Here is a 21,491-nt window from a genome sequence, read left to right as displayed (position 1 = left end):
CCTCCTAAAGGGCGATGATGGCGGGCTGGGCGAGACGCACGTCCGTCCCCGCCGTGTGCGCCTTGGTGACGCCGTTGACGGAGCGGGTGACGGTCATGGCCTGCGCGGTCAGGTCGGCCGCGCCGGAGACGACGTACAACCTGGCGTGGTTGTCGACGCCGGACCCGGGCGCGAACTCGACCTGCTCGGCGCCGCCGGTGGCGCGTTTGGCCCAGGCGGCGGTGATCGGGTGGGAGCTGCCGCTGGTGCCGGAGGTGGCCAGCAGCGTCCACCCGTCGGGCATGGCCAGCGGCATGGTGCTGTCGTCGCAGCCTTGCATGGCCAGCAGCCACCAGCCCGGCTCGGTGTCCGCGCTGGTGGTGAGGGCCACGGTGGTGGCCGCGCCCGAGACGCCGGACAGGTGCTCGGCGATGACCGGCGCCCCGGTGGCCGTCACCGTGATGGCGGCCCAGGCGTCGGCGGCCCCGACGGTCGCGGTGCGCGTGCCGGTGGCCCCGGCCGCGGCGAGTGCCTCGGTGGCGTCGGCGGTGCGGGTGTAGGTGCCGGTGGTCTCCGCCCCCAGCGCCATGCCGCCCGGGAGGGTGTAGGAGGTGAGGGTGTTCCACGGCTGCCACAGGCAGACCAGCAGCCCGGCCCCGGCCGCGTCCACCGATGGCGCCACATGCGATGTGGACGCTCCGCCCGCCACCGAGTTGGCGGCGGCCGCGCGCATCGGCGCCGCCTCGCCCGTGGTGCAGGCGGTGGCGGTCACCACCTCCCCGCCCACCCGCAGGTCGAACGGGAACTCGGCCGGGTCGGTCACCCAGGGCGGGCCCTGAGTGGTGGTCACGTACAGGACCGTGTCGTCTGGCCCGGCCTCGTCCACCAGCACGCTGCCGTCCGTGTCAGCCCGCCCCAACACGGGATCCTCCAGCACACCCACCGCCCACGGGCCGGCGGGGGCGCAGGCAAGCTGCATGCTCCACGTGCGCACCCCCAGCGCCTCCGACCATCCCTGGACGAGCTGGTCGATGGTGCCGGGTGCCCACTGGGCGGGGGCGCCGGTGATGGTGGCCCGGTCCCGCAGCGCGAGGTCGAGCACCGCGGGGATGAGGTGCGGCGCCCGGCCGAGGTCGAGATTGATGCGGGGGTAGCGGGCCTCGTCCCAGGTGTGCAGGTGCAGGTCCCATCCGGCGATCGGGGGGAGCTGCTCGTCTGTCGCGACGTTGACGGTCAGGGAGTCGTCGTACACCCCGACCCCCGCCGGCGGGGGCTGGACGGACAGCGGCCCGGACTCCAGCACCGCCCGCGCGCTGGAGCCGCCCGGTCGGGTGCGGGTGACGTCGTTGCGGACGCTGAGGTCGTCGTCCACGGGCTCCAGTGGCGGCTGCACCTCCCGCTCCTGCCCGTACCGCAGGGCGAGGGTGACGGGCTGGTTGTAGACCGACGTGCGGGTCCGGTAGATCAGCCCCAGCCGCTCCGGGTCCTCCGCCAGCAGCCCCCCGTCGGCCTGCGCGCACTCCTCCAGCAGGTCCAGCAGCCTGCCCGGCCGCTGCGGGCCCATCGGCTCGGTGCCGGACGTGACGCCCATGATGCGGACCGGAACGCCCTCCTCATCGCACAGCCGCACGATACGGCCCGCCGCGAACTCCGCGTCGAAGCCGTGGTCGGCGAAGTTGTACGCGAACACCCCAGGCTGTGAGAACACGGCGAGGTGGCCGATCCGGATCCCGTCCAGCGGCTCAGTGACGTTGATCGACACCCGGGAGACACGGCCCGCGGACCCGGTCCAGACCGCAGTGCCCTCTTCGCTGGTCTCGCCGATGGTGATCCGGCGGACCGTCATGGTGGTGGTGCTGCCGGACGTGGAGGCGAACAGTTGGAGGCGGTTCCAGTAGCCGAACACCTCCATGATCTCGTTGACCAGGGTGGTGCGGTTCTCCTCGGTGTCGAAGCCGTACACCAGCACCTGCGGCGTGACGCCCTCGAAGAGGCGGGCGCGGACTTCGTAGCGGGCGTAGGTGCCACCAGCGGTGTGCACGGTCAGCAGGTAGGCGGTGTCGGTGGGCGCGGTGTCGGTGTTGAAGACCATCTCCACGTGCCAGGAGCCCGCTGGGGCGGCAGGCACCCGGGCGGTCAGGGACGCGCCCGTGTTGAGGCGGGGCAGCGCGTGCGACCCGGGGAGGGTGTCGTCGGCGGCGAACTGGACGTCGCCGGAGACCCGCATCGGGCGGGCGCCGGGGATCGGGGAGTACGCCTGTGTGGCGTCGCGGTCCTCTTCCAGCGGCCAGTACGCGATCGGGTCGAAGCTGGGGATACGGCGCCGCAGCGTGGAGTCCAGGGCCTTGGCGCCTTGGGAGAGGCGGCGCAGGATCCCGGACGCGGTGATGGTGGTCTCCGCGTCCTGCCCGGACGGGCCCCAGGTGGTGGGCCAGGTGGACACCTCGCCCACGAACCGCGTGTACCGGTTGGTGATCTCGGCCGGGGCGGTGACCGTCCACGCCACCCCCGCGCCGTCGGTGAACGCGGTGGTGCCGGGTGTCTGCGCGGTGAAATCAGCGTCGGCGACGATCGGCCCGTCGATGCTGGAGCGGATCTCCACCGCGTGCACACGGCCGTCCAACGGATCCCACGCGGGGGTAGTGCCCGGCTCTACCCCGGAGGTCTGCACCGGGGCCGAGCCGATGTAGATCGGCAGCGTGGGCCCGGAGAAGGTGATCGGGGTTTCGATCTGGGTCCACGGGCCGGTGATGGAGTCGGCCCGGTAGAGGGTGACGGTGGCCGTGCCCGCGCCGGTGTCGACGGCGACGGTCGCCCGTACGGCCGCCCGGTCGGGCATCTCCGGCAGCCGCCACGCCCCGTACCAGTAGGCGGTGGAGCCACTGGACTCCATCCACTGGATGCGGAGCGCGCCGCTGGTGACGCCCAGGAGCCAGGACCGTTCGGTGCCCTGCCATTGGCTGACCAGGACTTGGCTGGGGCCGCTGGTGTTCCAGCCGTAGGTGGCCTCTACCCGCACGTCGAGTTCGGTGGTGACGGCGCTGGTGGTGGCCGCGGGGGCGTGGGCGTAGCCGGAGGTGTCGCCGGTGTGGGCGAGGTACGCCTCCGGGCCGTCCACAGACACCCTGAGGGGGGTGTTGCGGCCGATCCGCCCGTAGTAGGGGCCCACCGGGTTGCGGGGCGTGAACCGACCATCCGTGTTGCGGAGGGTGAGGGTGCAGGTGGACGGAACCATCTGTGACGCCTCACCCCGCGCGCCCCGGCCGAGCTGGATCAGCCGCTCCGAGTCCCACCACGGGGTGATGTCCTCCCAGCCGTCGCCGAGATCCAGCTCTGCCCGCACGGGCAGCGGGTCCTCCGGAAACCCCACGATGCCTCCTATCCCCCCACCAGCTGAGCCCGTAGCTCCGACTTCACACCGGGGTTGACGCGGACCTCGTGCAGGGCCGTGTCCACCACCAGCTCACCGAACGCGCGGCCGCCGATCTCCACCCGGAGCACCAGCGGCCGGCCGTCCCCGCCCGCGCCGCCAGCCGCGCCCGCGCGGAGGTCCATCAGCCGCCCACCCGCCACGCGCACCCTGTCCGGGTTCACCAGCGACGCCATGGCCTCATCCACGGCGCCCTGGCCATCGCGGATGCCGTCTACGACACCGGCCGGGATCCAGCGGCCGATCTGGTCCCGCATCACCTTCGACGGGGAGGCGATGCCGAGGGCCTTGGCGATCGGCCCGGGGATTACGCTGCGGGCCCACGCGTAGAGGGTGTTCCGCAGCCAGCCGCCCATCGACCGGATACCAGCCCACAGGCCGGACACGATGGACTGGCCCTTGCCGTACAGCAGGCTGCCGACACCGCCGATCGCGCCGACGATCCGGCCCGGCAGCCGCCGCGCCCACCACACGATCGAGGTGCCCTTGCGCACGGCCGCGTTCTGGAAGTCCTGCCACGCGCCCGACGCGGACCGGTACAGCCTGCTGCCGAGGTCCGCCAGCGCCGCCGTCGTACGGCCCGGCAGGGCGTTGACGGTGGCCATCCACTCGCGCCAGGTGCGGGAGACAGGCCCGCCGATGTACTCGTCCCACAGCCCGCCGAACCAGTCACCGATCGCGGCACCGAGCACGTCGAACACGAGCCCGGCCTGATCCGCCTTCTCACTGATCCAGTCGGTGAACGAGTTCCACCACTCGGGGACCTTCTCCACGAACGCGGAGATCATCCCGCCGACGAACGTCCAGATCATCGCGGTCGCAGCAGCCACCAGCGCCGCGCCGACCACGATTGGCAGAGCAGCGATCGCAGCGACGAACGCCGCCCCCAACGCCGCGATCTTCAAGACCTCTTCGGGGTTCTCCATGACGTAGTTGGCGAACTCCTGCCCCGCCTCAACCACCGCGTCGATCAGCTTCGGGCCGAGTTCGCGGACCTTCTCCCAGCCCTTGTCTACGAGGATCTGGAGCGCGTTGAGGACCTGATCCGGGAGGTTGTCCGCGCCCTTACCGGCCTCGTCCCAGAACCCGCGCAGCCGCCCGCCCAAGTCCTCCAGGCCGATGACCGCGCCACCGACCGCCTCCACAAACCCGTGACTGAGCTGCCTCTTGAGCTGCTCCACCCGGGTACCGGCGTTGTCCCGCAGCGTCTTGCCCATCTCGTCCGCAGCGCCGGCGGTCTTCCCCAACTCATCCCGCGCGGTGGACAGGTCCAGGCCCTGGAGGGCCTTCTGCATGTCCTCGGACTTGGTGCCGAACAGCTCCAGCGCGAGCGCGCTACGGTCGGCCGGGTCCTTGACCTTACGGATACGGTCGAAGACCTCTCCCAGCGCGTCGCGTGCTTTCGGGCCGCCCTCGGAGAAGACGCGCTGCATCTTCTCGCCATTGAGGCCGATCTTCTCGAATGCGTCGTTTACCTCTTCGCCGCCGCCCTGGACGATCAACACGAATTCTTTGATGCCGTCCGCGACGATATCGGTATCGCGAGCGCCCTCGTCCAAGCCCTGTTTCATCATCCCGACGACGTCGGCGACGTTCAGCCCGGCCTGCCTGAATTGGGTGCTGTATTCGTTGAAGCTATCGGCCATGTCGTCGGCGCGGGGGCCCATCTGCTGCATGCCGCGGGTGATGGCGTCCAGAGCCTCCGTCGCGTCCTTCGCCAACCCGGTTTTCAGCGTCTGACCGACGGCGTTCGCGGTCTGCCCCAGGTCCATCTCGAACGTCGATGCGAGGTCGGACACCTTGGTGGCGATGGACTCGATCTGCTTGTTGGTGGCGTCCGGGGGGAGAAGCCCGGACCTCATGGTCACGCTGATCGCGTCCGCGGCGCCCTGGAAGTCCTCGGTGATGGCGTCCGCGTACAGGTCCCCAGCAAGGTCCCCGTACCGGCGAGCCTCCTCCGGTGTCGCCCCCAGTTGCGCCCCCAGACGACCGGCGATCCGCGAGTGGTCCATCGCCTCCACGAACGCGGCGATCAGCGCCGCACCAGCGGCCGCGCCGACCACCGCACCCGCAGCGGCCATACGGCCCTGCCCGGCCTCCACACCCGCAGCAGCGTCCTGCGCGCCCTGCTCCCCGCCCTCACCGAGCCCGTCCGCGAGGGCGTCACCGCCCTGGTCTCCGGCCTGCTCAGCCTCTCGGACGACCTCGCGGCGCAGCCCGGACACCTCGTCTCCGGCCCGGTCTACGCCCTCGGCGGCGCCGTCGGCGAGCCCGTTGCGCAGCGCCTCTCCTGCGGCGTCACCGGCCCGCCCGGCGTCCGAGGCGAGAGCGGTGCGCAGCTCCGCCATCTGACGCTCCGCCCGGGTGACCCCGTCGGCGAGGCCGTCGGCGACGGCGTCCCCGGCGGCCTCGCTCTCGCGGGTGACGTCGGTGCGGAGGTCCCGCATCCCGCGTTCGGCGCGGTCCATGCCCGTGTCGAAGCCGCGGGTGTCGAGGCTGATGAATCCGGTCAGCTCGCCGACCATCAACGCCATCGAGGGTCACCTCCTGCCGGGTGGGGGCGGGTTGAAGCGGCGGCTGGTGCGGCACTCCGTCGACAGGAGCCCGAAAATCCTGGTGCGGAGCCAGATCCACGACCGGGCGCGCAGCACACCCGAGCGCACGTCGATGCCGTACACCTCGTGGAGGTCGGCCTCGATGAGCGGCCACTCACTGAGGAGCGCGCCCCAGGTCAGGCCGCTGGTGCCTGCGGCTTGGGGGCCGTAGCCCGGGGCGTACTCGTACCACTCCGGGAGCCCCGTTTCGGGGTCGATGTCGCCGCCGGGGATGAGCCCTTCCGGGTGCCCGCCCTGCGCGTCGCCCGATTCGGGGCCTCGGTTTCCGGGCGGCCACCAGCCGCCTTCCAGTACCGCTCCGCCGCCGACGTCCCCGAGTTGATCCACATGACCGCGGTCAGGGCGGCGTGCTTGAGCCACTCCCAGCGCACGCCGTTGGCGACCATCTCGTCGTAGGCCGGGCCGAGGGCGAGCCGGTACAGGTCCCGCTCCTTGGAGTCGTCCAGGAACGTCATGTCCGGCCGGGCGCCGGTCTGGGCTGCCTTCTGCATGGCCTCCACGAACCGCTCTATGGTCAACCCGTCCTCAGCGGGCGGGGACGGGATGGTGAACGGTCGCCGCTCCCCGTCCGCGCACGGGATCGGCAGTGTCAGCGTCTCGTCCAGCAGCTCGTCAAGAGCCTCGAACTGCCCCATCAGCCACCCGCCAGCGGGTTCGCGATGAGCTCCAGCGGCCCGTCGCCGTCGATCGTCGCCACCACACTGCCCAGGGCGGTGTAGTCCCCGCCTGCCGGGGCCCAGGTGACCACGCCGGTGCCCTGGTACGCCTCCGGCAGGCCCTCCCTGTCGAACCAGCGCACCTCCACCTTGGAGTCCGCGCCCCAACCGAACGCGGCCGTACGGAGCTTCTCGTGCACCGGCGAATACGCCGTGCTGTCCGCCGTCTTCTTACGGTTGAACGTGGCGACGATTTGCCACGTCTGTGCGGTCTTGGTGTTCGAGCCCCAGCCGCCGTTCTCGTACTCGCCCGACGCCTGGAGCGTCGGAGGCGTGTTCGGCACGAAGTCGGTGATGCCGGGGCAGATCTGCCAGTCAGGCACGGCCTCCGTGCCCATGTTGATCTCCAGCCTCCAGCGGCGGGCGAGTGAGGTCTCCGGGGTGGGAGTAGACACGGGGGTCCTCCTAAGCGATCAGGTGGGGTGAGGTGCGCACGGTGCGCAGGTAGTAGTTCGCAGTCAGCTCCTGCCGGCCCCGGCCGTCCGCGCCGATCCACGCGGCCGACTGGCGCCACGCGAGGTTCACGGTGATGCCGCGGAGGTCGAAGTGCCCGCGCATGTGCAGCAGGCTGTAGACAGTGTCCTCGCGGTCGATGACGACGCGGGGGTCCGGCCCGGCGCGAAACCTGATTTGCACGCCTTGCACGATGTCCTCGGTGCCGCTGGTGTCGTCCACCGAGTACGGGGTGAGGGCGATGATCTGGTCCGGGGTGTCTGGCACCGTGGTGATGGTGATGCCGACCTCGCTGGTGGTGTAGACGCCGGACTCGCGCCACACGCCGATGCCGTCGGCGGCGAGGAGTTCGGCGAGTCCGGCCAACAGGTCCGTCGTGTGGCTCACTCGAACGCCCTCCGTATCTGCGCGGCCACCAGCCGCCGCACCTCGTCACGGGAGTCGTTGAGGCTGCTCTCCAGGTACTTCGCACGGCGGCCGGGCGCGTGCCGCCACGTCAGCTCCTCATGCTGCCTGGCGGCGTACGGGGTGTCGTAGGCGACCGCGGCCCGGAGCGAGCCCTCGTCCACGCTGGCGGTCCCGGACCGCTGGAGCGCCGCCTCGTCCAGCGGCACACGGTCGTTGGAGACGGACAGGACGTGCTCAGCCGCGAGGTACAGGGCGCGGCCGGCCGCCTGCCGCACCTCGCCCCGCACCTGCCCGCCATTGAAGGTGAGACGCGCCTGCACCATGGCTGAGCCTCCTATTCGAGGAAGACCTGTGTGTTGGACGGGACGGGCAGGCTGCCGCCGTCGGGCCGGTCCACCCGGATCACCTTCGTGGTCCGGCCGTCCGGCAGGGTCACCTTGCTCCCGGGCGGCGGCCGGTGGTCGGGCTCGGCGAGGTACGAGGCGCTGGACACGGTGTCCGTGCCGTCCGCCGCGCGCACCAGCCGGGTCTCCTCGGCCAGCAGACACGCCACCACGGCAGGCGCCCCGTATACGTCGCCGTACGCCCCCGAGCCCTCGAACGGCTCCACGGTCACCTCGTGCTGCCACAGCGCGGCCGGGATCACGTCCACACCGCCCGGGGCAGGTTGAGCGCGTCGAGGATCTCGGCGGCCTCCGCCGTCAGCACGGCGTCCTCGTCCCCGCCACCAGGGTCCGGTCGGGACATGCTGATCGCCCCGGCCGACACGCTCGTCCACGGCCCCAGCTCAGCCGCTTCGGCGTCCCGGTCGGCCTGGTCAGCGACATGCGCGCACACCGCGTCCCGGAACCCCGCCAGCACCTCGTCATCCGAGGGGTAGCCGCTCGCGTCCGTCTCGTACACCGCCGACCGCATCGCCCGGTCCACGAGCCGGGACGCCCGCGCCAGCAGCCTCTCGGCCCCGGCCGGCGCGGGCTCCCCGGTGAACGCCTCCAGCTCCGCCGTGGTGGCGTACACGCGGCCCACGGCCACCACCTCCTACAGGTCGAACACGGCGACGGTCACGGACCCGGTCGCGCCCGCATAGTCGACCCACACCGCCCCGTCGTCCGGCTGCCGGTACTCCGGCCCCAGCCGCGGCAGCAGCGCCGCCGTCCCCGCCGGGACGACCACGTCGTAGTCGTCCACCGGCCGAGCCTGCCGGCCGATGGTGACGGGGGTCTGCACGGTGACGGTCAGGTCGACCGCGTCGCCGTTGTCGACGTACAACACCCGGTCCGCCGACCACGCGAACGAATTGCCGTCCGTCAGCTCGGCGGCGGCCCCGGCGGTGGAGAGGTCCACGGCTGCTGACCGCAGGTCCGTGCGGGTGATCTCTGTGCGGGCCATCAGCCCTCACCTCCGTACCGCTCGATCAGCTCGTCCTTGGTGGCGGCCTCGGCGGTCTCTCGGTCCGCGCCGGACGCGACCGCGTAGGCCACCCAGTCGCCCTTCGTGGCGGACTTCGCCGGGCGCTCCAGCGGGTCCCCGCCCCCCGGGGCTGGCGCGCTGACGCACTCGATGCCGGGCAGGGACCGCAGCGCTTCGCCGAGCGCCGTGTCGTCGGTGGCGAACCGGCCCCCGTCGAACCGCGCCCGCCCGGCCGGGCCGATGACCTGAAGCTGCGGATACTGCTGGCTCACGAACTCGTAGCTGCTCATGCCGCGCCTCAGCTCGTGGTCAGGTTGACGATCTTGCCGTGGGCGCGCTCGTTGCCGTACGCGAGGCCGACCTCGCCGTACAGCTGCGTGCGGTCCTTCGCCCCGGTGCGGGCCAGCGGCTCCGCGAAGAAGTGCCCCTTCCCGGGGATCTCCTGGTACACCGGCATGCACTGCTCCAGGCTGACGACCGCAAGTTCGTCCGTGGGCATGTGCCGGTTCAGCATCAGGTTCAGACGGCCGAAGTCCGTCTCGATGGTCTGGAGCCGCACCCCACCGACCGTGCGGGACTCCTCGGTGTAGTTCTTCTGCGTGATGAACAGGTCCGTCAGCGTCCGCTTCTGGAACGCCCCGCACATCAGCGTCGCAGTCTCCGACTCCTGAATGCCGCCGTTCTCCCACACCGCCTGAAGCAGATCCAGCACAGCATCCACGGTCAGCGCGGCCGGCGCCCCAGCCCCGCCGTCCATCGTCACCACGTTGGTGGTGATCGCCTCCAGGATGCCGCGGGTCTGCCGCGCGGTGGAGTTGTCCGCGGGCTTGACGTAGGTGCCCTGGATGAAGGAGTACTCCACGTCGCGGACCATCTGCTTGAGCATCTGCTCGACCTGCCAGTCGAGCTCGTTGGTGACCGGGTTGGACTGCGCGTTGTTGACGCCGGCCTTCGCCTGAGTCGCGGCGAGCTTGGTGTACGACACGCCCACGGTCTCGTGGTGGATCTGCACGATGTTGGACACGTTCGCGCGGACGCGGTTCTCCTCGCCGGGGGCGTCGGCGCCCTCGACCGCGGTGTTCTGTCCGGCGGCGCGGAGGTCGAACGTCTCCCACTCGAACTCGATCGCGTTGGTCTGCCCGCCGCCGGTCAGCCCGCCGATCGCGGAGAAGAACGGCGTGTCGGCGGGCGTGAGCTGGTGGAGGATCCCGGTGTAGTTGGGGAGGTTGTAGGTCGTGCCCAGCGCGGTGATTCCGGCCATGAGGCCACTCTCCTAACGGTCGTTGGTGCGCGGCCCCTTGGTCCGGGGCCGTGGTTACTGCTGCTGTTCGGCGGCGGCGAGCTTGGAGTTCTCCAGCCGCATCACGGTCCGCCAGTCGCCCTTGCTCTTGGCGTCGGCGATCTGCTGCGCGAGGGAGGGGGCGCCGTCCCCGGCGCCGCCGCCCATGTCCCCGCCGGACCGGCCCGGACCGCGCGGCCCGGCGAGCTTCGCGAACCGCGTCACGGCCGACTTGATCGCGGCGGTGTTCACCTCGCCGTCGTCGCCGACGAACCGGCCGACGTCGATGAACTCGGCTGCGTCGCCCAGGTCGACACCGGCGGCGGCGGTGGCGGCGCGGAACTCCGCCTCAGCCAGGCGGCGGCCGTACTCGGCGGCGGCGGCCGTGCGGCCTGCCTTCTCCGCCTCCTTCACGGCGCGCTCTTGCTCGGTCATCTGCTGTTCGCGGAGCTTCTCCAGCTCGGCGGCGGCGCCCTTGTTCTCCTTGGCGCGCTTCTCCCACTGGCGGGCCAGCGCTTTCCAGTCGGGCTCTCCGCCGTCGTTCCCGGAGGTCCCGGAGCCGTCTCCGCCCTGGCCAGAGCCTTCCGCCCCGGCCGGGCCTCCGGAGGTTCCGGACCCGGTTCCGTCCTGTCCGGACGTTCCGGAGCCGTCTCCGCCGTCACCCGCGGTGCTGCCGGTTCCGCCGTCGCCCTCGCCGTTGCCACCCGCGATGGCGTAGATCGGGGCGCCGTTGCGGCGCCAGCCGAGCACCTCCAGCGCGTGGTGTGTGGCGAGCGGGTGCTTGAAAGGGTGTCGCATGGTGTTCTCCCGTTTCGGGGTTGCCCGGCGGTGCCCGTGCGGGCGGTGCCGGAAGCTGTTCATCGGGAGCCGGTGATTTGCTCCCGGTGGCTCTTGCGCGGCAGGCCGGTGTCCGCGGTGAGTTCGCGGATGCGGGCCTGGTAGGCGCGCACCCGCGCGTTCGCGCGGCGGCGCGCGTCCTCGGTCATGGCGGCGGCGGCACGGCGCTTCCAGGCCCTTACCTGCCGTTCCAGGTACCGCTGCTGCTGCGTGTCCTCGTAGGTGCCGCGCTGTTCCACGGGCTCCAGCGCCCGCGACAGGCCAGGGAAGTACGCGGACACCTGGTGCCGGCAGTTCGGGTGGAGGAGCCCGGCCTCGCGGGCCTCCCGTAGCGACCCGGACACCCGCACCGTCACGGTCCGGTTCTCGGTGGCGTGCCGCACCTGCACCGTCCGCCCGCCGCCCGGCCCCTCGCGCAGCAGCACCTTGCCCTCCCAGGGGCGGCACAGCGGGCACTCCTCCGGCGCCCGCGACACCCGCACCAGCTCCACCCCGGCAGCGCCGAGCCGATCCGTGTGCGCCTGCACCGCGGCCCGGCCGACCGCCGAGCGAGTGGCCATCTCGGTGTAGGACACCATGTCCCACGCGCGGCCGCGGGCGTCGATGAACCCGGTGATGCCCCGGGCGGCGAACTTATCGAGGGCGCGCTGTGCGGCCTGCCGCCGTGTGTTCGCCCCGGTCAGCGGTGCCGCGGACGCGCGGGCGATCACGTCCCGGTACGCGTCCATCGAGGCGCGGAGGATCCGCTGGTGCACCGACGACGTCTCCTCGACCGCAGCAGCGGCGAGACGATCCACGGCCGCCCCAGCCGGAATCGCCTCGGCCGCCGCCGCGGCCTGCCCCACACCCACCGCGCCCAACTCGGCCACGGCAGCCTGTTGCCCCCTGGTGTACGCCTCGGCCACGGCCTGCGCGGTCGCGTCGGTGGCGTCAGCGGCGAGGGCGTCGATGACGGCCTGCACGGCCGCGGAAAGGTCGCCGAGCGCGCGGGCCTTCAACTCGGCCCAGCGTGGAGACTCCAGGCCCTGCGCGAGCGCCGCCCGGATCCGCTCCACGAGAACCAGCTCCGCCTCCTCGTACAGCGAGGAGACCGCGCGGGCGAGGTCTTCGGCCATGTCCGGGCTGATCGCCACCGCCCACCCCCTCGGCTACGGCAGGAGCCCGTCCTGGCCCGGCGACGGCACCGCCACCCCTGTCTCGGCCATCACCCGATCCGTCTCCGCCTGCACCGCAGCGTCATCCCAGTCCGGATGCAGCAACCGAACCCGCGTCTCCGTCGACGCGGCCGCCGCCTGATGCATCAGATCCGCCGTCTCCGCCAACTCCCGCGGGCTCTCGCTGATGGAGTCCTGGAACTCCACCCTCGGCCGGCCGACCTCCAGCCCCGGCGTCCGGAACCGGTCCCCAGCGGCGACTGCCAGCCACGCCTCACCGATCGCGCCGAGCGCCGGCCCCGCGTACAGGGCCTTGCGGCCACGGGTGGTCATGCTGCGGCGCTGCCTCGCGCGGATCTCCGTCGCTGTCACCGCTGACGCGCCCTCGCCGCCCTCACCGAACGTCGCGGCGGAGTATCCGGCCATGCGGACGGCCCGCTCGATCAGCTCCGCGCACGTGTCGCGGTGCTCCTCCACTCTGATGTCGAACTGAACGACCTCGATCGGGTTCGGATCGTTGACCTTGGGCAGCATGTTCAGCCCGGAGTAGATGCGGCGCTCCTCATGCCACATGGCGCCCTGCCCCGGGCCCTCCGTCTCCAGCATCGAGTTGGGGACGATGACGCGGCCCTTGCCGTTCTGCACGTCCCGCATCCACGAGGAGTACGTCTCGTCCAGCGCGTCCATGACGCCCTCGATGCCCTGGAAATCCGACTGCCCCCACCCCGCCGCGGCGGGCAGGTTCCGCCACGCCCGCGCCGGGCGCACGTTCGGGATGTAGGCGGCCGTCAGGTGGTCGGGGGCGCCGGTCAGGATGTAGTTGTCGCCGTCCAGCAGCCCGGCCAGCGGCGCGGTTGCCGGGTGCTCCGCCAGCGGGATCCGCCGACCGAGGGTGCCGAGGTTGCCCTCGTACAGGCCGTGGAGGATCGCGCCGCGCTCGTGCCGCTCCAGGTGCCGCAGCACGGTGTTCCCGTCGGCGTGCAGCACAGACCAGAACGTGACGGCGCGCAGGCGGCCGTAGGCGAACTCGGGGTGCGCCCGGTCGGCCGGGACGGTGTCGATCCACGGCAGGGGGCTGATGTCCTCGTCCCACACGATCCGCAGGTATGCGCCGCCGAGCGCGGAGCACACCTCTCCGGCCTCCAGCAGCGTCGGGTGCAGCCCCTCGTGCATGAGCGTGTCGAGGGCGTCCTGGGTGCCGGTGTGGTCGGTGAGCAGCCGCGGCGGCTCGGCGAACAGCAGCTCGCTGGAGACGCGGGCGATGTCCCCGGCCAGCGGCACGTGCAGCTTGTTGACCTTCTCGCCGGGCGGGGTGGGGTTGCCCCAGAACCAGCGGGCCAGGCGGCCGAGGACGCCGTTGCGGTACTGCGCCGGCCTGGACTCGGGCAGCTCGCGGAATCCGCGGTCGGTGTACCGGTTGGCGAGCCGGTCCGGGTCTGAGCTGTACCAGGCGTCCCAGTCGGCGAGGGCGGTGCGGATGGTGGGGTCGGTGGGGGGCCAGGTGACGTCAGTGTCGGGCAGCGGCATGGCTGGTGGTCACCTCCTTGGTGTGGTGGGCGGTCATGCCGCTACCTCCAGCAGGGTCGGGATGTGCGGGCGCCACAGCGCCTCAGTGGTCCGGACGCCGTACCGGAGGGCGTCACACGAGTGGTCGTCGGCCTTGATCGGCTTGTCCTCGCCGCGCTCCGCCGCGTCCGGATCCCACGAGTAGCCCGGCAGCTCATCGATCAGCCCAGTGCAGGAGCGGTGCACGCGGAGCCGGTCGGCGGACAGCAGCGTGGAGACGGTTCGGATGCCGTCCAGCACGGTGTTGTCGGCCGGGGTGACGCTGGCCGTGCCGTCGCGGTGCAGCTGCTCGATGAACGAGGAGGCGGACGGGTCCACGACGGTCCACTCCGGCCGCACCCCGGCCACATTCGACTGAGGGTGTGGGACGGCGGCGAGCCACCGGCGACGGGCCTGGCTGTACTCGGCGTCGGTGAGCTGCCTCCGCTCGCGCCGCGAGTCGTACCGGTACTCCGAGACGGCGTACAGCCGCATGTCGTCACCGAGCCCCAGCAGGACGTCCGCGAACGGGTTGACGGTGCCGTAGTCGATGGCGTCGCACAGCCACCGGCGAATCGGCGGCAGGTCGGTGACGACGTGCCGGTCGGGGTCGAACATCTCGTAGATCGCGCCGTGCGCGAGGCACCACTCGCCGAGGATGAACCGCCGGTACCACAGCCCGGTGTACTGCGCTTTGAGGCGGGCGATGACGCCGGGGTCGGCCGACGGGTTGTCGTCCAGGGTGAAGTGCCAGTGCGACAGGCCGACCTCGTCGGCGCGGAGGATGAACTCGCGCCGCAGCCAGTGGAACGGGCCGTCCGGGTTCGTAGTGGCGATCAACCTCGACTGGTTGCCGACGCGGAGCCGGGACAGCAGCATCATCCAGAACGAGTGCGGCACCAGCGTGGCCTCGTCCACGTAGGCCAGGGCGATGGTGGATCCGCGGATGCGGCCTTCCGCCCGCGCGTCGCTCGCGCCTACAAGGTGGACGGTGCGGCCGAGGATCACGGCCGTGGTGCTGCCGGTGGTGTGGTGGACGTGCCGGGCGAGAGGCCCGAACAGGTGCACCGACTGGAGCGGGTCGAGGAGGTTCCGTTCGATGGTCTGGAGTGTGCGGCCGACGATGACGATCAGCCCGTGGTCCGGGGCGAGGGTGAGGCGGATCAGGAACGCGATCAGGCTGGCGATCGTCTTGCCGCTGGACACCGCCCCGGACCACAGCGCTAGCGGGGCGTCCTGCGCCTCCACGATCGACGCGATCTGGCGTCGGGACAGCGGCAGGTCGAGGTCACGGAGCATCACCGTCCCCCTCGCCGTTGGGCTGCTCCTGCTGGTCGCGGTAGATCGCGGTCAGTCCGGTGAGCAGCTGGCCGACCATGCCGCGCGCCGCGTCCTCGCCCCGGTCGGTGTCGGGCGGTACGAGCTTGAGGGACCGGTCGATGGCCATCCCGGCGGCGGCCATGAGGTTCTTCTTCGCGTCGGCCGGCGGTTCGGGCACGGTGCGCTCGGCGTACTTGTTGTCCTTGCCGCCGAAGTTCCACACCTTCGAGGGCTGCCAGAGCTGCTCTGTGAGGCGCTCGGCGTCGCCTTGGAGCGCTTCGGCGAGGATGGCGCGGCGCTCGGCGAGCTGGGCGACGCGGTGGCGGGTGGCCTCTTCGGTCATCGTGGTGTCGAAGGTGAGGCCGAGTTCGGCGGCGATGACGCTGACGGTGCGCTGGGCGCGGTCGATGCGCCGGGCGATCTCGTTCCGGCCGAGCCCTTCAGCATGGAGGCGGGCGACGGCGTCGTAGTCGTCCTGGGTGACGGGGCGTTGGTCGCGTCGGTGTGCCACAGGGGCCTCCTCCCGGCGGGCGTTGTGTGTCCCGCCGAGAGAAGGCCGGCGGGTCAGGGGCAGGTGGCGCCCTTCACGGGCTCGAACTCGCGGTCGCCCTCGTTCATGCCGGTGCTCGCGGCGCCCATCTTGCCGACGGCGACGCGGCCGTTGGCGAGGCGGTTGTCCGCGGCCTTCGCGCCGCCACTGGTGCAGTTGATGAGGACGAAGTACCCGGCCTCGTCGTCCAGCTTCCCGGCGACGTCCTCGAAGACCGCTTCGAGGTTCTTGGTCGTCTCGACTTCCACGACGACTTCGCGCTGGTTGCCGGTGTCGTCCTGGTGGGTGATCTCGTACTTCGGCGCGGCGGGCTTGGCGGTGTCGCCGTTGTCGCTGCTGCTGGTGCAGGCGGTGGTGAGGGCGAGGAGCATGGTGGCCGCAGCGGTGGCGGCGGTGTGTCGGATGCGCATCCGGTCATGGTGTCCGCTCGCGGGCGTGCGCGGCGGGGGTGTTGCGGAGTCGTGACGCGGTCAGGCGGGCTCGTAGGTGGCTTCGAAGATGTCCGGCTTGCAGGGGTAGATCTCGCCCTGCACGCCACGGATGACGTAGTCGCCTGGACTGGCGGACATCGTGCCTTCGAGCGTGTTGATCAGCATGATCGGGTGGCGGTACTCGAACATCTCCTCAGCGGCGAGGGTGCCGGTGTTCTGCTCCTTCCACCACGCGACGATGCCGAGGTAGGAGTCGAGGTCGGTGAACCGCATGGCTTCGACTTCGACGGGCTTCTTGCGGTAGCGGGGCATGGCGGCCTCCGGGGCGCTGGCGGGAATGACAACGGCCCCCGCCGGTGAGGGTCGGGGGCCGGAGCGTTTTTGTCTGGGCATGCCGCAGGTGCCCCCCATGATGGGGCATGATCCGCACGCGTGCAACTACAGCCGTAGTGAGGCCCCGCCGTCCCCGCGACGGCGGGGCCTCGGTGGCGCGTCCTCAGCGGGGGCAGGGATTTGAACCCGCGTCTGCCGGGGCTGGCCCGGCCGCTCTGAGCTGGCTGAGCTACCCCGCTGAGCACGCGCAGTCTCCAGTGTGGCAGGCGGTCAGGCGCACCAGCGGCCGAAGTCGAGCGTCTCGGTGCGCAGCGCCGCAGCGGCCAGCAGCTCGGCGTCCGGTGCTCCGGCGGCGATCGCGGCGAGCACGTCCCGGTGGAGCGCGTCCTCCAGGCCGTGTGCGGCCTCATTGTCGTCCTGCACGGCGTGGATCTCGGCGAGGCGGCGGGCGATGTCCTCGGCGGTCAGCTGCGGGTCGCCTACGCGGGTCTGTTCGATCTCGTTCATGAGCCAGTCCTCTCTCGTGGTCAGTTGTGCCCGCAGCGGGGCCGGGTCCACCATCCGCACTTCCCGCAGTACTCCATCAGCGCCGCACCTCCGTCCGAACCGGATGGATGATCCGGACCCCTTCCGCGACCCGAACCACTCTCGCGACCTCACCGCTCTCACCTGCGAAAACATCTCCACGAGAGGGGGCCACGGTGGGGGAGGGGAGGGGTAGGTCCGGACCTTTACGCCGCACGGAGCGCCACAAAACCACCGCCCCGACAACCCACACCCCGACCGTCCCAACCGTCGGCGAGGCAGCAAACACACCCGCCGTCACCCCACCTCCGAGGACCACCAGGACGCAGCCGCCCGCGAGCGGCCCGCGCTCCTCCGGCAGCTCCTCCACCTCCTTCTCCTTGCGGCGGCTCACACGATCACCCCGTACACCGTCGCCCCCACCACGTTCGCGGCCTGCGCCAACGGCACCGCGGCGAACCCGGCGATGCCAGCGGAAGTGCCGAGGCAGATGCCGCACCAGGCCCCGGCCTTGATGTCCCGCCCGTACCTGCTCTTCTTCACCGCGGCGAGCACGGCCACGGTGGAGAGGAGCACCAGCGCGGTGCCGGTCTGGGTCAGGGGCAGGTAGGAGCTGCCGGTAGCGGACTGGCCGGTCGTGCCGCCGACGCCCCAGACCAGGGCAACGTCGCCGAGCCAGTTGGAGATCCACAGGGCGGTGTCGGCGATCCAGCCGACGATGCCGCCGAGGGTGAGGATGGCGAGGACGCCGTAGGCCCAGGCGGCGATGAAGGGCAGGAGCCTGCCGGCGTGCGGGAGGGGGGCTTTCCTGAGGGCTTTGGCGCCGGGGTACCAGGCGGTGAGGTACCAGACGAGGATGCCGAGTCCGATGGTGACTCCGCCGATGGTGACGATGTTCACGGTGGGGTTCCTAGGTGAAGAGGGCGGCGAGGACGGTGCCGCTGAACGCGGTGATGAACGCTGTGGTGGCGAGTACGGGTGCGAGTGCACGCCGGTCGGTTGCGGCGAGCCCTGCGGCTGCGATGGCGACGGCTACGGCGGATGCGGCTGCGAACCAGGGATGCATCAGGCGCTCTTGGGGAGCTGTGCTTGGATGCGCTGGGCGCGGCGCTGGCCGATGCGCAGCTCCGACTGGAGAGTGCGCAGCGGAACAACCCGGCCGGTCTCCGCGAGTGCGGTCTCGTTGAGGCGGAGTGCGGCTTCGAGGAGCTGTGCATCCGCATCCGCGTCGTGCAGCTCGCGCACCGCATCCGGGCCGTGACCTGCGGCGGATGCGGCTGCGCTCGGCTCGGATGCGGGCTGTGCGGGCGGCAGGGCGGGCGCAGCCGGGACCGCGGGCGCCGCATCTGGCTGCGGCCCGGCGACGGCCACGGCTTCGGCCGCAACCACATCGAACGCATCCGCAGCCGGTGCGGTGAGCATCCCGGCGAGGGCCGCATCCGCACCCGCACTCATCCGGTTGCGCTGCGCCTGCACCAGATGCACGCCCAGCTCTGCATCCCCGACGCCGACCTTGCGGGCCAGCCGCCACGAGATGCGCTCGGAGTACCAGCGCACTCGCTTCGACGGGTGCTTGGCTGCGCGGGCCCGGTGGTAGGCGAGGCGCTGCATCGTGGCTGCGTTGCGGCGCTGCGCCTCCATGTCGACGCCGGTGCGGTGCACGACGATGCGGCGGGCGAGGAGGCCGAGGCCTTCGGCGGAGACGCACATGCCCATCGGGCTCATGCCGTAGATGACGGCCTCGGTCAGGGTGTCGGCGAGGGCCAGGCCGACGGCGGACGCGGCGATGGGTACGGCCCACAGGCCGATGCGGACGGGGGCGGGTGAGGGTTGGCCGAGCATGGTGAGGCCGACCATCACGAGGGCGAGGACGAGGGCGAGGCCTTCGCCGGCGGCGACGATGCCGAGGGCGGTCTCGGCGCGGCCGAACTCGGCCTTGATGTTGGTGTAGGTGCCGTAGGCGCCGGCGGCGCCGGTGGCGACCATGGGGATGGCGGCGGCGGCGAGGATGCCGATCTGGCCCTTGGTGAGGGTGCGGGTGGTCACGGTGTGCTCCGGGGCGGTCGGGTGGCCGGGCCCGCGGTGGGGTGCGGGCCCGGCTGGGGCGGTGGGTCAGCGGCGGTTGGTTTCGCTGCGCCGGTTGGCCTCGCGGACCTTGCGGGACAGTTCCTCGCGCTCGGTGTCGGTCAGGGCGGTCACCGGGCGGGCTCCTCGTCGTACGGCCCGAAGAGGGCGCGGTCGACGTCGTCGTCGTTCGCGGTGGGCTCGTCGAGCGGCGGAGTCTGCGGCTGCTGCTCGGCCATGGCGGTCACAGTCCCTTCGCGGCGTCGCGGAGGCGGAGCGCGTACTCGCCGCCCGTCTCGCCCTGCCGCAGCTCGGGCAGCGCACCGAGGACGCGGGCCCACGCGGCGTTCGCGACCGGGTCCGGGGCGGTCGGGAGGACGTAGAGGTGGGCGCGGCGGAGCGCCTCGGACCAGGCCAGCGCGGTCACGGGCCGGGTGGGGGCGACGGTGTCGAGGTAGCGGGCGGTGTGGGTGGCGAGGCGGGCCGCGAGGGTGGGGGCGGCGAGGGCGCGGCGGAGGGCCTCGGCGGTGGTGGGGTCGTCGGCGAGGGGGCTGCCGGTGGTGGTGGGGTGCTGGGTACGCTGCGTCATGGTCAGCTCCTGGTCGAGTCAGGTGTCTGGCCGGCCCCTGCTCCGCGTGCTTGCCGGCGGCGGAGCGGGGGCCGTCTTGTTGGTGCGGTGCAACACTGGCAGAACCTCTTTACAACGTCAAGAGGTTCGGGAAGGATGGCGGGCGTGCCCAACCCCGAACAGCAGAGCGGGAGCGTGCGGCTGATGACCGTCTCGGAGATCGCCGAGGAGTACGACGTCAGTCGGCAGACAGTCCACGGCTACCGGCGGCGCGGCACCTTCCCCCAGCCTGTGCAGGGGGAGGGCAGCACGCGGCCCCGGTTCCGTGCGGATGAGGTGGCCGTGTGGTTCGCGGCGAATCCGAAGCGGCCCGGCCGACGCACCGACCTCGCACCCCAGCAGCCAGGAGAAGATGTGGACGAATTGATCGCGTTCTACAGCGCCCAACTAGACAAGGACGAGGCGGCAGCGCGGGCCGCGTGTTGGGACGAGCAGTCAGACGTGTGGACGGCCCGCCCGCCTCAAGCGAGGTACGAGCAGTACACGGTCGTGGACTACTTGGACGATGGCGTCGTGGTGGCGGCTCCGGAGAACGCCGACGCTGACGGTGTGGGCCAGCACATCGCCCGTCACGACCCGGCCCGCGTGCTGCGCGAGGTCGAGGCCGGACGGCGGCTCATCCGGGCGCACGAGAAGTGGTGCGAGGGCCGGTGCGAGGCCAAGTACCCGAACGTCGGCCCGGATGCCGCCTACTACTGGGAGATCAAGAACCGGGCCGCCGTATACGCCGACCACCCGGACTACCGCGAGAAGTGGCGACCGTAGCCGAGTAGCCGCGCAGCAGTGGAGGCCCCCGCCCGGTTGGGTGGGGGCCTCTCGCATGCCCAGGATCAGGCGCGGGCGGCGATCCAGTTGGCGGCGGCGTACAGGGCGCGCGCGAGGAACGGCGGCTTCGGTCGGGGCTTCGGGTCCGCCATGGCGGTGGGCGCGGACTGCCGGGTGTAGTTCTCGCCCTTCCAGGAGATCACCTCGCCGTCGAGGCTGGCGAAGATCTCCGGGCCGAGGACGGTCACATCGCCGTCGGTGTAGGGGTAGCTGGGGTGGTTGGTCTGCGCGGTCATCGGGCTCTCCTTCGGTGGGTTCGGTCAGGCGGCGGTCTCTTGGGTGGTGCGGGTCCAGCCGCAGGCGCCGCACTGGACGGCCGGAGGCTGCCCGTCCCCGCCCTCCACGGTCAGCCGAGCCTTCCGGCAGTGGGGGCAGGCCATCGGGAGACGCTCCCGGCGGCGGGCGGTGGCCAGCACGGTGTCGATACGGCGCGCGGCCTCGGCGGCGACGCGGGCTATCCGCTCGACCTGCTGCGTCGTCAGCGGCCGGAACGGGCCGTCCTGCGGGCTCGGGTCGTCCAGGCGCTGCTGGAGCCACACAGCAGCGAATACGGCGGTGCGGCGCGGGTCCGTGGGGTCGTACGGCCACCGTCGCGGGTCCGCAGCATCCTTCGCGGCGAGGAGCGCGGCCTGCTGGTGCACCTGGTCCGACCACCCCCGCCCCATGTCCACCGACAGGGGTGCGCGCTGCACGGCGGAGGCGATCCGGTCCGCGGTCTCCGTGAGGGCGATGGTGACGGTGCGGGCGGTGTCGACCACGTCCAAGTTCAGCGGGGGCTGCCCGGCGGGCACCTCCAGTTCGCGGACGGTGCCGAGGGGGCGTGCGGCGTCGAGGAGCGCTTGCTCGTAGTCGGTGTAGCGGCCGGCGGGGGGCCAGGGGGCTGCGGTGTGGGTGTCGAGCATGTCTGCGAGGTGGGGCCAGCCGGTGATGACGGTCTGGAGGTGCTGGCGCGGGGTGGTGTTCATGGTGCTCCTGGGTGGCGCGGGGCC

At 71.8% G+C, this 21,491-nt stretch carries 26 protein-coding genes and 1 tRNA gene; 1 reads left to right on the top strand and 26 read right to left on the bottom strand.

The features are described from left to right. Window positions 1-4 precede the first annotated feature (4 nt). The 24 genes from ACLIYP_RS05625 to ACLIYP_RS05510 form a co-directional block, all read right to left on the bottom strand. Window positions 5-3,349: a hypothetical protein gene (locus tag ACLIYP_RS05625; RefSeq protein ID WP_412712035.1), complete on the bottom strand. Its 3,345-nt coding sequence runs from the start codon at window positions 3,347-3,349 to the stop codon at window positions 5-7. Window positions 3,350-3,357: 8 nt separating this feature from the next. Further along, complete coding sequence (locus ACLIYP_RS05620) at window positions 3,358-5,943, bottom strand: phage tail tape measure protein (protein ID WP_412712034.1); 2,586 nt, start codon at window positions 5,941-5,943, stop codon at window positions 3,358-3,360. A gap of 197 nt (window positions 5,944-6,140) precedes the next feature. After that, on the bottom strand, window positions 6,141-6,659 hold the full coding sequence (locus ACLIYP_RS05615; RefSeq protein ID WP_412712033.1) for a DUF7426 family protein: 519 nt from the start codon (window positions 6,657-6,659) through the stop codon (window positions 6,141-6,143). Next, on the bottom strand, window positions 6,659-7,135 hold the full coding sequence (locus ACLIYP_RS05610) for a phage tail tube protein (RefSeq protein ID WP_412712032.1): 477 nt from the start codon (window positions 7,133-7,135) through the stop codon (window positions 6,659-6,661). The genes ACLIYP_RS05615 and ACLIYP_RS05610 overlap by 1 nt, the downstream gene beginning before the upstream one ends. A 10-nt stretch (window positions 7,136-7,145) precedes the next feature. Next, a complete protein-coding gene (locus tag ACLIYP_RS05605) occupies window positions 7,146-7,580 on the bottom strand; it encodes a minor capsid protein (RefSeq protein ID WP_412712031.1) in 435 nt (144 codons plus the stop codon). Continuing rightward, the gene (locus ACLIYP_RS05600) at window positions 7,577-7,924 is read right to left on the bottom strand and encodes a hypothetical protein (RefSeq protein ID WP_412712030.1); all 348 of its coding nucleotides are present in this window, start codon (window positions 7,922-7,924) and stop codon (window positions 7,577-7,579) included. The genes ACLIYP_RS05605 and ACLIYP_RS05600 overlap by 4 nt, the downstream gene beginning before the upstream one ends. Before the next feature lie 11 nt (window positions 7,925-7,935). Continuing rightward, a complete protein-coding gene (locus ACLIYP_RS05595; RefSeq protein WP_412712029.1) occupies window positions 7,936-8,253 on the bottom strand; it encodes a hypothetical protein in 318 nt (105 codons plus the stop codon). After that, window positions 8,244-8,627 (bottom strand): hypothetical protein, encoded by a 384-nt coding sequence (locus tag ACLIYP_RS05590; RefSeq protein ID WP_412712028.1) that lies wholly within the window; start codon window positions 8,625-8,627, stop codon window positions 8,244-8,246. The genes ACLIYP_RS05595 and ACLIYP_RS05590 overlap by 10 nt, the downstream gene beginning before the upstream one ends. Window positions 8,628-8,639: 12 nt before the next feature. Next, entirely contained in the window at window positions 8,640-8,990 is a 351-nt protein-coding gene (locus ACLIYP_RS05585) for a hypothetical protein (protein ID WP_412712027.1), read from the bottom strand. Beyond that, window positions 8,990-9,301, bottom strand: a complete 312-nt coding sequence (locus ACLIYP_RS05580) for a hypothetical protein (RefSeq protein WP_412712026.1) — start codon at window positions 9,299-9,301, stop codon at window positions 8,990-8,992. The genes ACLIYP_RS05585 and ACLIYP_RS05580 overlap by 1 nt, the downstream gene beginning before the upstream one ends. A gap of 8 nt (window positions 9,302-9,309) precedes the next feature. Beyond that, window positions 9,310-10,272: an SU10 major capsid protein gene (locus ACLIYP_RS05575; protein ID WP_412712025.1), complete on the bottom strand. Its 963-nt coding sequence runs from the start codon at window positions 10,270-10,272 to the stop codon at window positions 9,310-9,312. A 54-nt stretch (window positions 10,273-10,326) separates the two neighbouring features. Next, complete coding sequence (locus ACLIYP_RS05570; protein ID WP_412712024.1) at window positions 10,327-11,088, bottom strand: hypothetical protein; 762 nt, start codon at window positions 11,086-11,088, stop codon at window positions 10,327-10,329. A 59-nt stretch (window positions 11,089-11,147) separates the two neighbouring features. Continuing rightward, window positions 11,148-12,260 (bottom strand): phage minor capsid protein, encoded by a 1,113-nt coding sequence (locus ACLIYP_RS05565; RefSeq protein WP_412712023.1) that lies wholly within the window; start codon window positions 12,258-12,260, stop codon window positions 11,148-11,150. 15 nt (window positions 12,261-12,275) lie between these two features. Then, window positions 12,276-13,808, bottom strand: coding sequence for a phage portal protein (locus ACLIYP_RS05560; RefSeq protein ID WP_412712022.1), 1,533 nt, complete (start codon window positions 13,806-13,808; stop codon window positions 12,276-12,278). A gap of 33 nt (window positions 13,809-13,841) precedes the next feature. Beyond that, on the bottom strand, window positions 13,842-15,125 hold the full coding sequence (locus ACLIYP_RS05555; RefSeq protein WP_412712021.1) for a PBSX family phage terminase large subunit: 1,284 nt from the start codon (window positions 15,123-15,125) through the stop codon (window positions 13,842-13,844). Continuing rightward, the gene (locus ACLIYP_RS05550) at window positions 15,115-15,657 is read right to left on the bottom strand and encodes a hypothetical protein (RefSeq protein ID WP_412712020.1); all 543 of its coding nucleotides are present in this window, start codon (window positions 15,655-15,657) and stop codon (window positions 15,115-15,117) included. Before ACLIYP_RS05550 ends, ACLIYP_RS05555 begins: the two co-directional genes overlap by 11 nt. Window positions 15,658-15,710: 53 nt before the next feature. Beyond that, window positions 15,711-16,106: a hypothetical protein gene (locus ACLIYP_RS05545; RefSeq protein ID WP_412712019.1), complete on the bottom strand. Its 396-nt coding sequence runs from the start codon at window positions 16,104-16,106 to the stop codon at window positions 15,711-15,713. Window positions 16,107-16,166: 60 nt separating this feature from the next. Next, complete coding sequence (locus ACLIYP_RS05540) at window positions 16,167-16,400, bottom strand: hypothetical protein (RefSeq protein ID WP_412712018.1); 234 nt, start codon at window positions 16,398-16,400, stop codon at window positions 16,167-16,169. Window positions 16,401-16,624: 224 nt separating this feature from the next. Continuing rightward, a tRNA-Leu gene (locus ACLIYP_RS05535) sits at window positions 16,625-16,699 on the bottom strand. Between the two features lie 31 nt (window positions 16,700-16,730). After that, the gene (locus ACLIYP_RS05530; protein WP_412712017.1) at window positions 16,731-16,967 is read right to left on the bottom strand and encodes a hypothetical protein; all 237 of its coding nucleotides are present in this window, start codon (window positions 16,965-16,967) and stop codon (window positions 16,731-16,733) included. Between the two features lie 408 nt (window positions 16,968-17,375). Continuing rightward, window positions 17,376-17,885, bottom strand: a complete 510-nt coding sequence (locus ACLIYP_RS05525) for a hypothetical protein (protein WP_412712016.1) — start codon at window positions 17,883-17,885, stop codon at window positions 17,376-17,378. Window positions 17,886-17,895: 10 nt separating this feature from the next. Next, a complete protein-coding gene (locus ACLIYP_RS05520) occupies window positions 17,896-18,051 on the bottom strand; it encodes a hypothetical protein (protein WP_412712015.1) in 156 nt (51 codons plus the stop codon). Further along, on the bottom strand, window positions 18,051-19,031 hold the full coding sequence (locus ACLIYP_RS05515) for a conjugal transfer protein (protein WP_412712014.1): 981 nt from the start codon (window positions 19,029-19,031) through the stop codon (window positions 18,051-18,053). Before ACLIYP_RS05515 ends, ACLIYP_RS05520 begins: the two co-directional genes overlap by 1 nt. A gap of 262 nt (window positions 19,032-19,293) precedes the next feature. After that, window positions 19,294-19,638 carry a hypothetical protein gene (locus ACLIYP_RS05510; protein ID WP_412712013.1) on the bottom strand — a complete coding sequence of 115 codons (345 nt, stop codon included), beginning with the start codon at window positions 19,636-19,638 and terminating at the stop codon, window positions 19,294-19,296. Window positions 19,639-19,782: 144 nt separating this feature from the next. Between ACLIYP_RS05510 and ACLIYP_RS05505 the strand changes: the two genes are divergently transcribed. Further along, complete coding sequence (locus ACLIYP_RS05505; RefSeq protein WP_412712012.1) at window positions 19,783-20,442, top strand: DUF6221 family protein; 660 nt, start codon at window positions 19,783-19,785, stop codon at window positions 20,440-20,442. Window positions 20,443-20,507: 65 nt separating this feature from the next. Here ACLIYP_RS05505 and ACLIYP_RS05500 read toward each other — a convergent pair whose 3' ends face one another. Beyond that, a complete protein-coding gene (locus ACLIYP_RS05500) occupies window positions 20,508-20,738 on the bottom strand; it encodes a hypothetical protein (protein ID WP_412712011.1) in 231 nt (76 codons plus the stop codon). A gap of 24 nt (window positions 20,739-20,762) precedes the next feature. Continuing rightward, complete coding sequence (locus ACLIYP_RS05495) at window positions 20,763-21,467, bottom strand: hypothetical protein (RefSeq protein WP_412712010.1); 705 nt, start codon at window positions 21,465-21,467, stop codon at window positions 20,763-20,765. Between the last annotated feature and the right edge of the window lie 24 nt (window positions 21,468-21,491).

Source organism: Streptomyces nanhaiensis (genome assembly GCF_046614825.1).
GTDB lineage: Bacteria > Actinomycetota > Actinomycetes > Streptomycetales > Streptomycetaceae > Streptomyces > Streptomyces radiopugnans.
The sequence above is the reverse complement of the archived record's forward strand: the minus strand, read 5'-3'. Positions and strand labels throughout refer to the sequence as shown.